The organism is Mesobacillus subterraneus (genome assembly GCF_020524355.2).
GTDB lineage: Bacteria > Bacillota > Bacilli > Bacillales > Cytobacillaceae > Mesobacillus > Mesobacillus subterraneus_C.
This window is the reverse complement of the sequence record NZ_CP129019.1, coordinates 704,086-718,440: the sequence shown is the minus strand read 5'-3', so window position 1 is coordinate 718,440 and position 14,355 is coordinate 704,086. Positions and strand designations below refer to the sequence as shown.

The 14,355-nt window shown below is 43.3% G+C and carries 5 protein-coding genes, 5 pseudogenes and 1 other annotated feature; of the genes and pseudogenes, 5 read left to right on the top strand and 5 right to left on the bottom strand.

The annotated features are described in order from the left end of the window. Positions 1-179: 179 nt before the first annotated feature. Positions 180-977 (top strand): histidinol-phosphatase HisJ, encoded by a 798-nt coding sequence (hisJ, locus tag LC048_RS03565; RefSeq protein WP_306049459.1) that lies wholly within the window; start codon positions 180-182, stop codon positions 975-977. 25 nt (positions 978-1,002) lie between these two features. Here the strand turns inward: hisJ and refZ are convergent, their stop codons facing one another. Next, the gene (gene refZ / locus LC048_RS03560; protein ID WP_226602772.1) at positions 1,003-1,638 is read right to left on the bottom strand and encodes a forespore capture DNA-binding protein RefZ; all 636 of its coding nucleotides are present in this window, start codon (positions 1,636-1,638) and stop codon (positions 1,003-1,005) included. A 153-nt stretch (positions 1,639-1,791) separates the two neighbouring features. Here refZ and LC048_RS03555 point away from each other — a divergent pair. Beyond that, positions 1,792-2,272: pseudogene (locus LC048_RS03555) on the top strand (GAF domain-containing protein). A 52-nt stretch (positions 2,273-2,324) separates the two neighbouring features. On the opposite strand, the pseudogene megL reads toward LC048_RS03555, so the two are convergent. Together megL and LC048_RS03545 are read right to left on the bottom strand one after the other, a co-directional pair. Next, positions 2,325-3,537: pseudogene (megL, locus tag LC048_RS03550) on the bottom strand (methionine gamma-lyase). Between the two features lie 222 nt (positions 3,538-3,759). Beyond that, complete coding sequence (locus LC048_RS03545; protein WP_306049457.1) at positions 3,760-5,544, bottom strand: sensor domain-containing diguanylate cyclase; 1,785 nt, start codon at positions 5,542-5,544, stop codon at positions 3,760-3,762. 563 nt (positions 5,545-6,107) lie between these two features. Here LC048_RS03545 and rpsD point away from each other — a divergent pair. After that, positions 6,108-6,710 carry a 30S ribosomal protein S4 gene (rpsD, locus tag LC048_RS03540; protein ID WP_306049455.1) on the top strand — a complete coding sequence of 201 codons (603 nt, stop codon included), beginning with the start codon at positions 6,108-6,110 and terminating at the stop codon, positions 6,708-6,710. A gap of 282 nt (positions 6,711-6,992) precedes the next feature. Here rpsD and tyrS read toward each other — a convergent pair whose 3' ends face one another. Next, a complete protein-coding gene (gene tyrS, locus LC048_RS03535; RefSeq protein WP_226602780.1) occupies positions 6,993-8,252 on the bottom strand; it encodes a tyrosine--tRNA ligase in 1,260 nt (419 codons plus the stop codon). A gap of 74 nt (positions 8,253-8,326) precedes the next feature. Beyond that, positions 8,327-8,550 (bottom strand) — a binding site (T-box leader). A gap of 142 nt (positions 8,551-8,692) precedes the next feature. Here tyrS and LC048_RS03530 point away from each other — a divergent pair. Beyond that, a pseudogene (locus tag LC048_RS03530) lies at positions 8,693-11,621 on the top strand (transglycosylase domain-containing protein). Between the two features lie 101 nt (positions 11,622-11,722). Here the strand turns inward: LC048_RS03530 and acsA are convergent. Next, a pseudogene (acsA, locus tag LC048_RS03525) lies at positions 11,723-13,442 on the bottom strand (acetate--CoA ligase). 274 nt (positions 13,443-13,716) lie between these two features. Between acsA and LC048_RS03520 the strand changes: the two are divergent. After that, positions 13,717-14,350: pseudogene (locus LC048_RS03520) on the top strand (GNAT family N-acetyltransferase). Positions 14,351-14,355 lie beyond the last annotated feature (5 nt).

The window sequence follows — 14,355 nt, the reverse complement described above, 5'->3', positions numbered from 1 at the left end:
TCCAAGTTCTGAATCCTTCTATATAAAATGAATTTATAAATGCGTGTATAATGTATTTATATTACCATGTAAACGACAATTTTTGACTATTAAATTCATATTTTTTGTTGAAATTATCCGAATTAAGCTGATTTAACTTGAATTCTTGCATAATATATTACTTTGGGAGGCCTGAAATCATGAAAGATGGGCACGTACACACATCTTTTTGCCCGCATGGCACTAAAGATCAGATTGAAGAATACGTCGAGAGAGCCCTTCAGCTTGGCTATACAGAAATTACATTCGCAGAACACGCCCCGCTACCTGAAGATTTCATAGATCCTACACCAATGCAGGATAGCGCAATGCGTTATGAGGATTTGGAGCAATATTTTGATTCTATCGAAGAAGCGAAGGTGAAATACCGCGGTAAAATTAAAATCAATATTGGTTTCGAGATTGATTTTATCGAAGGTTATGAGGTACAGACTGCCAAATTCCTAGACGAGTTCGGTTCTCGTCTCGATGACTCGATTCTATCAGTTCACTTCCTGAAAAACCCCTCTGGAAAATATGATTGTCTTGATTACAGTCCGGACAACTTCCGCGAAATAGCAGAAGCATACGGTTCGGTGGAAAACGTTCATCGTCATTACTACCAAACTGTATTGAAATCCATCCAGACCGATTTGGGACTCTATAAGCCGAAAAGAATCGGGCATATGACCCTGGCGAATAAATTCCGCTTAAAATTCCCCACCGCGCTGGAATGCACTGATGAGATCATTGAAATACTGGAGTTGGTTTCGAAGCATGATTACGAGCTGGATTATAATGGAGCCGGTACAGCAAAACCATTATGCCGTGAGCCCTACCCTCCAGATTGGGTAATAAGCGAAGCTAAAAAGCGTGGAATCCGACTCGTTTACGGATCAGATGCGCACCAGGCGAAGGAGCTTGGACAAGGAATAGAAAGAATGCTTTTAAAAAAATAAGGAAACCGGCAGCTTTACCGGTTTCCTATATATTGATCAACATTTTCTCCAGCACTTTTTGCTCTGTACAAAGGGTTCCTTTGATCCATTGTGAAATCTCATAGCTGTATTTGTCAGCAAAATATTTTTCATGAGGCTGCACATGCAAAACCTCCGTCACATAATGGGTATTTAAAAACGGCATTGACAGCAGCCCTTTTAGCTGTAAAATGCTGAACTGGACGGAATTCTTTTTAAATTCCCCGTTCACCATACCTGCTTCAAGCACCTTTTTAAACATATAGCGTTCTTTTACATGGTAGGTGGACATAATTTCCCTGACAACCTGCGAGTCTATAGTCATCTCTCTTAAAATAAACCTTGTTAACTGACTGTTTTGGCACTGGTATCTCAAAACATTGTCAACCATTGCATTCAGGCATAATTCAGCACCGTATTCCAGCAATGAAAAACCTTTCTCCAATTCTTCCATGTAGCTTTCAAAAAAAACGGTAAAACAATTTTCGAGGAGTCCATTTTTATTCCGGAAGTAGTATGAGATATTCGCTGCATTTACGTCCGCCCTTGCCGCTATATCCCTCACAGATGTCCCATTGAACCCCTTCGTATTGAATAAGTAGATGGCCGCATCAATAATCGCAGCTTTTGAATTTTTCCTCATTGCTCCACCCCTCACTTTCCGCAATTAACCTTACTGTTTACCTTTCTGGAAATCATTTAAATTTCCTTTATAAAAAGCTCGACAAAGTCTCCATTGTTTCGCTGATTTTTGATACAATGTAGATTAAAACTTCAAGAATGAGGGGGAAAAACTGTGTTTAAAGTCGAAACATACAGCGACAGCCGTGAAAAAAAATTACAATTTATTGATAAAGCAACTGAAAGCATTGGTGGAAGATGAAAGGAATGCGATTGCGAACTTAAGCAATGCCTCTGCTTTATTGAACCAATTTCTCGATCGCGTCAACTGGGTCGGCTTTTACCTGATGGAAGATGGCGAGCTTGTTCTCGGACCATTCCAGGGTCTTCCAGCTTGTGTAAGAATCCCGCTCGGCAAAGGAGTTTGCGGAACTGCCGCATCCAGGAAGGAAACATTTAGAGTTGAAGATGTCCATGCCTTCCCTGGCCACATCGCTTGCGATGCCGCATCCCAATCGGAAATCGTCGTTCCAATTGTCAAAGAGGGCAATGTAATTGGGGTCCTTGATATCGACTCACCGGAAAAAAATCGCTTTGACGAATTAGATCAGCAAAAACTCGAGGAATTCGTTGAAATGCTGGTGCAATATATATAAGAAAAGATTATGAAACCCTCCCATTCATGGGAGGGTTTTTGTAATGAATCTCTTAAATGAATCCAGTCCCCATGGTGCTTTCTTTTCTGACAGCCTCAAATGCGGCTTCGAGGTCATCTCTTAAGTCTTCCCATGCTTCCAATCCAACTGACAGCCTTAACATGTTGTCTTTGATTCCCATCTTTTCTCTTGCTTCTTTTGGGACTACGGCATGCGTCATCGTCGCCGGATGCTGGATCAGTGTTTCTGCATCTCCTAGACTGACGGCTATTTTAATGAGTTTTAACTTATTGATGAATGCCTGAGCTTCTTTTTGGCCTCCTTTGATGTTAAAGGAAATCAGGCCGCCCGGCTTGCGCATCTGCTTTTTCGCAATTGCGTAATCAGGATGCTTAGGGTTACCCGGGAAAATGACTTCCTCGACCGCAGGATGATCAGAAAGATACGATGCCAATTTTTCAGCATTGTCACAATGGCGGTCCATCCTTACCGGCAATGTTTTCAAACCACGAAGCAATAACCATGCATCGAATGGTGAAATCACGCCGCCAATGTCCTTTTTGTGTTGTCATCGATATTTTAGTCATGATTTCTTTTGGTCCCACTGCTACGCCGGCAATGACATCACCATGTCCACAAATATACTTTGTTGCGCTGTGGATAACGAAATCACAGCCAAGCTCGAGCGGATTCTGGAGATATGGCGAACTGAATGTATTATCAACAACGACCGGAATCCCTTTTTCCTTCGCAACGTCTGCGACCATTTCCAGGTCAACCAGCCTCATTGTCGGGTTGATCGGCGTTTCGATATAGATGACTCTTGTCTCTGGGGTAATGGCAGCCAATACTTCTTCTCTCGTTGACATCAACGAAAAATCATGATTAATATCATATTTTTCTTTCATGAGCTGCAGCAGTCCAAACGTACATCCGTACACTCCCTGTGAGCAAAGGATGTGGTCGCCTGAGCGTGTCAGCGCTATCAATATCGCAGAGACAGCAGCCATCCCTGATCCAAACGCAAGGGCTTTTTCCCCTTTTTCAATCGTTGCCATCCGCTCCTCAAGCATAGCCACTGTAGGGTTTCCAAGACGTGAATAGATGAAACCTTCCTCTTCTCCGGCAAAGCGCCTTTCACCCTGTTCAGCAGTATCGAAAGTGAACGTACTAGTTTGAAATAACGGAGGCGCAAGGCTTCCCCTGAATTCGTCCGACTTATATCCAGAATGGATCACTTTTGTTTCAAATCTTTTCTCTCCCATTACGATTCCTCCTACTTATTCTGTAAACGCTTACAAAATACCCCCATAATCAGGATATGACATTTACTCTGATATGGAAAGTGATTTCACTCACACCAGTTGAAAAAGTCCTGTGGTCTGTTAAATAGAAAAAGCACTCAATCTTGAGTGCTTTTTAAAAATATGCTGGCGCCTTTGTCAGCCCCGGCAAGCGCTGGAGCTGGACAATTCTTAAAGTGAAAGTCATACATTATCACTAAAGCAAGATTGTTCTTCATCCTGGACGACGACTTTATTTTTTCCTGAGCCTTTTGCTACATAAAGAGCCTGGTCTGCTCTTTTGAACACCGTCTTGGTTGTATCTTCCTGTCCCCTGATCCATGTGGATACCCCGCATGAAACTGTGACCCTAGGGTTCGTTTGCTTTTCAACTTTGTCCACTAGCCTATTCGCAATCATGACACCCGTCTCAAGAGGTGCTCCTGGAAGATAAATCGCCAGCTCCTCCCCGCCCCATCTGGCACCAATGTCAGTCCCGCGGATATTCTTCGCAATCTGGCGGGACAGCTGGATGAGTACCTCGTCTCCCACTTGATAGCCATATTGATCATTAACGTTTTTAAAATTATCAATATCAATCAAAATAAAGGTTCCCTGCTGATCTTCAAGCATGGAAAGATTCATTTTATCATCCAAGTATCCACGGGAATACAACTTCGTCAGATGATCTGTCACAACCATTTTCTCCAGCTCTTCACGCAGCATTGAATTGGTAAAAGCCAAAGTTGAATGGTGGATCAGAGACTGGAGGAGTTTGAACGTATCAAACGCAAAGTGATACGGCTCCTCATGCATGACAAGTGCAAATCCCTTTAATTCCCCGCTCTGAATCATCGGAACACCCATAATCGAGTGGAAGTATAAAGAAGAGTCTTCGCTATCAGAAGAGATATCTCCGATGAATAATGGTTCCATTTCCTGCTTGATTCGTTTAGCCATCCTCAATATATAGCTGGAAGCATTTTTTGAATAGAAAAAGCTAGTGCTGCCTTGCAGGACCGAGTAATCATCCTGATCTTCATCAATCATGATGAAACCGACTTCCTGAGCATTAAAGGACTTGATGATTTGTCCGCAGATAAACTTCATTGTATCTGTCAAACGCAAGCTTGTATTCAGTTGATGCGAGGTTTCGTTGATTAACTGCAAATCGGCAATCAATTTCCTGGATTGCTCATATAGCTTGGCGTTTTCCAGCGCACTGCCTGCGGTGTTGGCGAGCAGCTTAATAAACTCAACTTCATTTTGCGGAAAAACAAGTGAGTTTGGGGCAATCACCTGCAAAACTCCGTAAACACCCTGTTTTCCTTTTAAAGGTGCGTACATGATGGAGTTTTTTTCTGTAACAGAGTCCTCGAATTGGATCTGCCCGCTTACATATGACTGCATCGCAGTCAGGTTATCACTATCGTATTCAAGGTCTTTAACCGGCAATCCACCGTACCCCTTATGATCATGGGATAACAGCAGGTAATAGGTGAAAGAAGGATATACTTCCCTTAATGTAGAAATGATTTCACCGAGCACGGCATCCATATCCATCGTTGAATGAAATTTTTTTGTTACTCTGAATAATTGTTTATATCTTTTTTCCTCTTCCATTGTATCCGCAAAGCTTCGCGCCTTCTCAATAAATACATTGCACTCATAAGAAAGCTTATTAAAAAACGTGTCTGATAACCGGGAAAGTGAACCACCGGTAAATTGAAAACCGAACAGCCCCTTTGTATTTTCATTAGCAGCCATGATAAGCAACAGTTCGTACTGAGGCATAGATTCTGGATATCTAATGAAAGAATAGGGTTTCCCAGCCAATTCACTGACCAGACATTCAGGAAAAGTACCCATCACTTCGTCACTTGTCGATAAACGAGTAGTAGCCTCCAGGAGCATTCCCTGTTTCCATTCCTGGCAGCCATAGAAATCGATCTCATCAACTTTTAGGAGTTCTTTTAAAATAGTCATCATTTGCGAGAGAACTTCTGAGAAAGATAAAGATAGTCAGCCAGCGCTGATCAAATCAAAAAATCTGCTCTTTAGTTCTAATATAATCTCGCGTTCCAATAATTCTTCCATATATATCACCTGTTTTAAAATCACTTAACAGCGATTTGTAAGTAGCTGTTTGGACAGGCAGCAGCCCGAAAAAACTAAAATGATTCATCACGCGGCAAGGTAATATCCAAATATTTGTAAAATATAACAATTACTATTCATTATACCATAGACCTAGTAAAATAGTATGATATAAAAAGACAATCTTTTTAGTATTAGCTGACAAATGAATTTAACTTCAACTTAAATAAGACCTTGACTTTATAGCACTATAAATTATATAATACTCTTTGTGTAAAATATCGCAGCCTATGTGGTCTATATTATGTATGTATTTTGTTCCTCAAACTTTGTTTGATGGTGTATCTCGTAACCCGCTGCTGCTAGGGCGAAGGTACATGAAAACAAAATACCCATAAATATTTAATCACAATCTGTTTTTATTTTACAAAATAAAAACTAAGGAGGAGTCATTCATGGCTCGTTATACCAGCCCAAGCTGGAAACTATCCCGCCGTCTTGGAATTTCACTAAGCGGTACAGGTAAAGAATTAGAAAAACGCCCTTACGCACCAGGTCCTCATGGTCCTAACCAGCGTAAAAAATTATCCGAATACGGATTACAACTTCAAGAGAAGCAAAAGCTTCGTCACATGTACGGAGTTACTGAGCGCCAGTTCCGTAACTTGTTCGACAAAGCAGGCAAAATGCCTGGTAAGCACGGCGAAAACTTCATGATTCTTCTTGAAGCTCGTCTTGACAACGTTGTTTACCGTCTTGGTCTTGCTCGCACTCGTCGCGCAGCTCGCCAGTTAGTAAACCACGGTCACATCATGGTTGATGGCGCTCGCGTAGATATCCCATCTTACCGCGTAGCACCAGGTCAGACAATCACACTTCGTGAAAAGTCTCGCAACCTTGATGTTGTTAAAGAAGCTATCGAAGTGAACAACTTCGTACCTGACTTCTTGACTTTCGACGCAGACAAGCTAGAAGGAACTTTCACTCGTATGCCTGAGCGTTCTGAACTTCCAGCTGAAATCAACGAAGCTCTTATCGTTGAATTCTACTCTCGTTAATAGAGTGCTTTATAAAACCCCGGCCATTTTGGCTGGGGTTTTTGTTTTTATAAATATTCTTTTTTCTGATTTCGTATGCTTCATAACTCAACTAAAATACGGCCCCTGTTTTACCAGGAAGGCCGTTTTCTTAATCTTATATCGGTGGTATGCCTGATGACGGACAGTAATCTCGTTCCACCAGCGATTTTTGTCCGTCTTACCCATGATGACGGACAGTTTTTCCGTTCCACCAGCGATAATTGTCTGTCATCCCTAGTGTAGATCTATCTTCAGTCCATTCTAGTACTTAATCATAAAGTACTTCTTCTTGCCGCGACGGACGATGGTGAACTGTCCCTCGATCTTGTCTGCATCGCTAAGGACGTATGCTGTATCGGTGACACGCTCTCCGTTCAGGGAGACTGCACCGTTCGTTACATCCTCACGCGCCTGGCGCTTGGATGGCGAGATGTTTGCTGCAACAAGCAAGTCCACTAGACCTTGTTCTTCTTCTCCTTCTACTGTAAAAGAAGGAACGTCCTTGAAGCCTTGCTTGATCTCATCAGCGCTCAGGTTTTTGATGTCACCGCTGAAAAGGGCCGCTGAAATCCTGATTGCCTGCTGAAGGGATTCTTCGCCATGGATCATGCGGGTCATTTCTTCAGCAAGGGCTTTTTGAGCCTCGCGAAGATGTGGTTCTTCCTCGACTGCTTTCGCAAGCGCCTCGATTTCTTCTTTTTCTAAGAAAGTGAAGAATTTCAAGTATTTCACTACATCGGCATCAGCTGTGTTGATCCAGAACTGGTAGAACTCGTATGGAGACGTCTTTTCCGGGTCGAGCCATACAGCGCCGCTTTCTGACTTTCCGAATTTCGTTCCGTCTGCTTTCGTAACAAGCGGGATTGTCAGGCCGAAAGCTTTTGAGCCTTCTGCAGACATTTTACGGATCAGTTCGAGACCTGTCGTAATATTGCCCCACTGGTCGCTGCCGCCAATCTGGAGCTTGCAGTCGTGCTTTTCGTATAAGTGGTAGAAATCCATTGCCTGCAGGATTGTGTAAGTGAATTCTGTAAAAGAAATACCTGTTTCAAGTCTTGAAGCGATTGTATCCTTCGCAAGCATGTAGTTTACGCCGACGTTCTTCCCGAAGTCACGGAGGAATGTAACAATATCCATGGACCCAGCCCAGTCATAGTTGTTAACCATTATGGCTCCATTTTCGCCCTCAACGTTAAAGATCTTCTCAAGCTGCTTTTGGATACCTTCCACATTCAACTGAACTTGCTCGAGCGTCTGTAATTTGCGCTCCTCACTCTTTCCGCTTGGGTCGCCAATTAAGCCGGTCGCTCCACCGACAAGAACAATCGGACGATGCCCTGCATTTTGGAAACGGCGAAGTGTCAGAAACGGAAGGAGGTGACCGATATGCATGCTGTCCGCTGTTGGATCGACACCGCAGTAAAGAGAGATTTTTTCCTTTGAAAGCAAATCCTTCATTCCCTCTTCATCTGTTTGTTGGTAAATAATCCCGCGCCATTCGAGGTCTTTTAGTAATTCCATCTTTTCTTCCTCCATTCGGAAATATATTTCGTAACCGGATTTTTGCGAAAAATAAAAAACGCCCCTGCAATAAATGCAGGGGCGCTGTATGCGCGGTACCACCCGGCTTGAAAACAACATAAAAAAATGTCTTCCACTCAATAAAATAACGGTTAAACCGGCCGCGGCTACTATGTGATCCCACTTCACTGCGGCGCTCGGGGAGGTAATTCATCCTTCTGTTTGTACCGGCTCACAGCGGCCGCCGGCTTTCTGGAACATGGACAGAAGCACTACTCATTCCCTTCACAGCTTTTTACTATAAAGTTAATAAAGCATTTTTACCATAAAGAGAGACTTGTTGTCAAATTCGACATAAATTTTCAGAAAAATGCACATTAACAGCTATTCGACAGCCTGTTTATGCTATAATGTATGTGATTTTAGGGGGAATGATATGAATGCATGAAGGAAAACAGGCTTGGAAAGAGAAGCTTAAATCCTTTGGTGCTTTTTTTACGAATAAAAAGACCGTAAAAGGAGCCAGGATTACTTATTCGGTTGTCTGGAACATGCTGTTGTTATTGATCATTGTATTGGTTCTCGGCGGCGGTTTCGCCGCAGGTGCAGGTGCAGGCTACTTCGCATCCCTTGTCAAAGATGAACAAATCCGACCTTATGAAAACATGAGGAAAGATATATACAACTATGAAGAAACCTCGGATTTATATTTTGATAATGATGTTTATCTTGGCAAGCTTCGAACGGACCTTTACCGTGAGGAAGTCAAGCTTGACGATATGTCGAAGCATTTGGTAAATGCAGTGGTCGCAACAGAAGATGAGTACTTTTACGAGCATGATGGCGTTGTTCCAAAAGCGATCATGCGCGCACTATTCCAGGAAGTCACAAACTCAGCGACATCCTCCGGAGGAAGTACACTTACACAACAGCTCATCAAAAACCAGATTTTGACTAATGAAATTTCCTTCGAGCGTAAAGCGAAAGAAATCCTGCTCGCCCTTCGTCTCGAAAAATTCTTTGATAAAAAGGAAATTCTTGAAGCTTACTTGAATGTCGCCACGTTTGGCCGGAATGCGAATGGCAGCAACATTGCCGGTGTCCAGGCCGCAGCGAAGGGAATCTTCGGAAAAGAAGCGAAAGACCTGACTTTACCTCAGGCCGCTTTTATCGCAGGTCTTCCACAGAGTCCATTCGGCTATACACCTTTCAGCAGTGACCATGGGAAGCTCAAGGATCCAGCAGGGCTTGAGCCAGGCCTGTCCCAGATACAAGACAGTCGTTACCAGGATGCATGGAGCTGGTTTCATTACCGATGATGAGTTCAAGGATGCGATCAACTACGATATAACCAAGGATTTTGTAAAAGAAGTTCCTAGTGATAACACGGTTGAGGAATATCCTTTCCTGACGTTTGAAATCGAGGCCCGTTCAGTAGAAATCCTGGCTAATATACTGGCCGAGCGAGATGGATATGAACTTGAAGATTTGAAAAAAGACGAGAAATTACTGGCAGAATATCATGCACTTGCTGACCGTGACCTTCGCCAGAATGGCTATAAGATTTATACAACTATCAATAAAGATATTTATGTAAAGATGCAGGAAACAGCAAAGAATTACCCTTACTATGGCAGAGATAAACCTCAGGAAGTTCCTGACCCGGATGACCCTAACAAAATGACAGTAGTCCAGGAGCCTGTTGAAATCGGTGCAACTCTCATAGAAAACAAAACTGGTAAAATCATCAGTTTTGTCGGCGGCCGCAACTTTAAGCGTGAACAGACTAACCACGCCACCAGGGCTCCGCGACAGAACGGATCGACGATGAAGCCGCTTTTGGTTTATGCACCAGCAATGGAGCTCGGAAAATTGCATCCTGGTTCCGTTCTGCCAGATGTTCAAGTGTTTTTGAACGGAGCTGGAAAAGCCTGGCCTAACAACTATGATATGAGATACAGCGGTTTAACCACTGCAAGACATGCATTGACGAAGTCTTACAACGTTCCGGCTGTTCTAGCTTATAAAAACATACTAAACCAGCGCCCGGCGAACTTCCTTGATAAAATGGGCTTTTCGAATTTAAAACCAGATGACTATACCAACAAATCAACCGCTATCGGTTCATTACGCGGCGGTGTCACTGTTGAAGAAAACACCAACGCATTTGGCACATTCGCAAATGGCGGTAAGTTCATCGATGCTTATATGATCGAGAAGATTGTCGACAAAAATGGCGAAGTCGTATTCCAACATAAATCTGAACCAGTAGATGTTTTCAGTCCACAGACTTCTTACTTAACAATTGATATGATGCGTGATGTTATTAACCGCGGTACTGCTACAGCTGTTAAAGGGAGATTGAAATTTGGATCTGACTGGGCTGGTAAAACAGGAACAGGGCATGAATATATTGATTCGTGGTTTGTGGCAACCAATCCAAATGTCTCTTTCGGTGTATGGCTTGGATACGATACGCCAAAAGCCCTTGAAAGAAGCTATAAAAATCTTTCTTATGGAGTCCGGACCCAATACATCTGGGCAGACCTAATGAACGACGCCTATGAGGTCGCTCCTAAGCTAGTGGATCCTGAAGAACGATTCAAAATGCCTGGCGGAATCGTAAAGCGTTCATATTGTGCAGTATCTGGTTTGCTGCCTTCAAGTGCTTGCTCTAAAGCAGGGCTTGTTGAATCAGATTACTTCATAGCGAAATATGCACCAACTAAAGTTGATGACAGTCTCGTCGAAAATAAATTTGTTACCGTTGGAGATAAGCGTTATATAGCGCTTGATTCTACTCCTTCTGAATTCACCGACACCGGGGTAATACTGAATCCAGAGTATATGGAAAGCATCATCAGCCATAAAATCAGGGATCCACAGCAGTTAATCCCTAAAAAGGATGCATGGAACAAGATCCTCGTTGCGGACGATAAGCTGAGCGAAAATGGCAAGACGCCTGCAGCGCTGGGAATCAAACTTTCAGGCAAGACCATAACATGGGGCAAACATCCTGAAAATGATATTGTTGGCTATCGAATCTATAACAACAAGAAAAAAGTCGGCAGCATCAAAGCAGGAGAAGCCCTGAGCTTCAATGCCGGAGACGGCTCATTCTATGTTACAGCAGTCGATATAGCTGGAAAAGAATCAGCGCCATCCAATATCATTGAAATTGGCAAAAAGCCAGAGCCTAAGGATCCGCCAAAGGATGACAAACCTACTGATCCTAAACCGAAGGATCCGCCTCCAACTAATCCTAAACCGAAGGATCCTCCTAAGCCACCGCCACCACCTCCTCCTGGAGATGGTGATGGAGACGGCGAGGGTGAAGGTAATGGAACTGGCGAAGGCAATGGAAATTAGCATTTAAGTAAAAATGAACACCGCATCCACATTGGAGCGGTGTTTATTTTATTCGCAAAAAGAGCGTGAAACCCGGTTTCACGCTCTTTTTATGTATGCTATTAATCTTCCATTGTAGAAAGGTCGCCAGTTGGGAGGTCCAGTTCCCAGGCCTTCAATACACGACGCATAATCTTGCCGCTTCGTGTTTTCGGCAGCTTATCGCGGAATTCGATTTCACGAGGAGCAGCATGTGCAGCAAGTCCTCTTTTAACGAATTGGCGAATTTCTTCGATTAGTTCGTCCGACTGTTCATAACCGTCACGCAATGCAATGAACGCCTTGATGATTTCACCGCGGACAGGGTCTGGCTTGCCAATGACACCAGCTTCAGCAACTGCAGGGTGTTCAACAAGCTTGCTTTCGACTTCAAATGGTCCGACACGCTCACCTGAAGTCATGATGACATCATCAATCCGTCCCTGGAACCAGAAGTAGCCATCTTCATCCATATACGCTGAGTCACCGGAAACGTACCAGTCACCTGGCATGAAGTAAGAATCATACTTCTGAGGGTTGTTCCAGATTGTATGCATCATAGATGGCCAGCCCTTTTGGATAGCTAAATTGCCCATTCTGTATGGCGGCAATTCGTTGCCCTGGTCATCAACAATCGCAGCCTTCACACCTGGGATTGGTTTACCCATTGATCCAGGCTTGATTTCCATGCTTGGATAGTTACAGATCAATTGTGCTCCTGTCTCAGTCATCCACCAGGTATCATGGATGCGCAGGTTGAACACCTTCATTCCCCATCTGACTACCTCCGGGTTCAGCGGCTCACCGACACTCAGGATATGACGAAGACAGCTAAGATCAAACCTCTTCACTACTTCATCTCCCGCGCCCATCAGCATCCTGAAAGCTGTAGGGGCACTGTACCAGACAGTCACTCCGTATTCTTCAATCATCTTATACCATGTTTCTGGATTGAAGCGCCCGCCAATGATGACATTAGACGTTCCTGCAAGCCATGGACCGAAAATTCCGTAAGAAGTTCCTGTTACCCAGCCTGGATCCGCTGTGCACCAGTACACATCTTCTTCTTTAAGATCAAGCACCCATTTGGCAGTCTGATAATGCTGAATCATCGCATTATGAACGTGGAGAACGCCTTTCGGTTTTCCAGTTGAACCAGAAGTATAATGTAAGATCAGACCATCCGTACGGTCTACCCATTCTATATCAAGCTTCTTGCTAGCTACAGCTAGCTTTTGCTTGAAATCAACATACTTGTCGTTTTCCTCAATATTGTCGCCTACGAGAAGAATATGCTTCAAGTCAGGAAGCTCATCAACAGGAACACGCTCAAGAAGCTCAGGGGTCGTAACTAATACCTTTGCCCCACTGTCCTCCAATCTGTCACGGACAGCACCTTCCATGAATGCTTCAAATAATGGGACTACAATCGCGCCTAGCTTGACCGCCCCGAGAACAGCAAAGTACAGTTCTGGAGAACGAGGCATGAAAATAAACACGCGGTCCCCTTTTTCCACATCAGCATAAGTTTTAAAAACATTACCAGCTTTATTTGAAAGCTCCTTCATTTCTTTAAAAGTATATTTCTCCTTGCGCACTCCATCCTGATAATATAGCGCAATTTTATTTTTCCTGAATCCTTTTGCATGGCGATCAATTGCTTCATATGCCATATTGACCCTGCCTGTTTCAGACCAGGAAAACTCTTTCTCCGCTTCGTTCCAATCAAATTGGCCTTGAAGCTGTTGATAATTTTTTTAAGTTGTGATCCCCCTGTGTAACTGGTAGCGCTTCCACTTTCATGTATCCATCCCCCTTGGCTTTATATTTAACATCCATTATAGTATAAAAATTCGATTTTCTCAATTTTTAAAATATTAGTAGAATATATATTGTGATTGGAAAATCACTTTGGATCAGTAAGTATTGCAAATCCACTGAAGCATACCGTTTATATGTAGAAGTTTCCTTTAAAAATTTCATATTTATATACAGAAAATTTTGTGAAAGCGCTTTTATCTGTTAGATTTTATGTATAATAGAATTATCGTTTGAATTGTTGACGGGTGGTGACTGAATGGAACATAAAAAGACTTATAACGCAAAAGAATTAAAGACTCCTCATGGCCGTTTAATCATTGAAGGCCCCAATTTCTCCTGAAAAACTTGCAAGCTATGAATTCCATGAAGATTTAGTGGCGTTCCGTCCCCCTGCCCAGCAGCACAAGGCACTCGTCGAGATTGCCGGTCTGCCGGAGGGACGCATCATCGTAGCGCGCTCAGGCCATATGATTGTCGGTTATGTTACTTACCTTTATCCAGACCCGCTTGAAAGATGGTCAGAAGGAAAAATGGAAGATTTAATAGAGCTGGGTGCAATTGAGGTCATTCCTGAATTCCGTGGCAGCCGAGTCGGCAAGAATTTGCTGATGGTATCCATGATGGATGACGCGATGGAAGATTATATCATTATCACGACTGAATACTACTGGCATTGGGACTTAAAAGGAACCGGCTTGAATGTTTGGGAATACCGCAAAGTCATGGAAAAAATGATGAATGCTGGCGGTCTAACCTGGTACGCAACAGATGACCCTGAAATCAGCTCCCATCCAGCAAACTGCCTGATGGCGCGAATTGGCAAGAGAATTGAGCCTGAATCAATCCAGCAGTTTGACCAGCTGCGGTTTATGAACCGTTTTATGTATTGATGAAT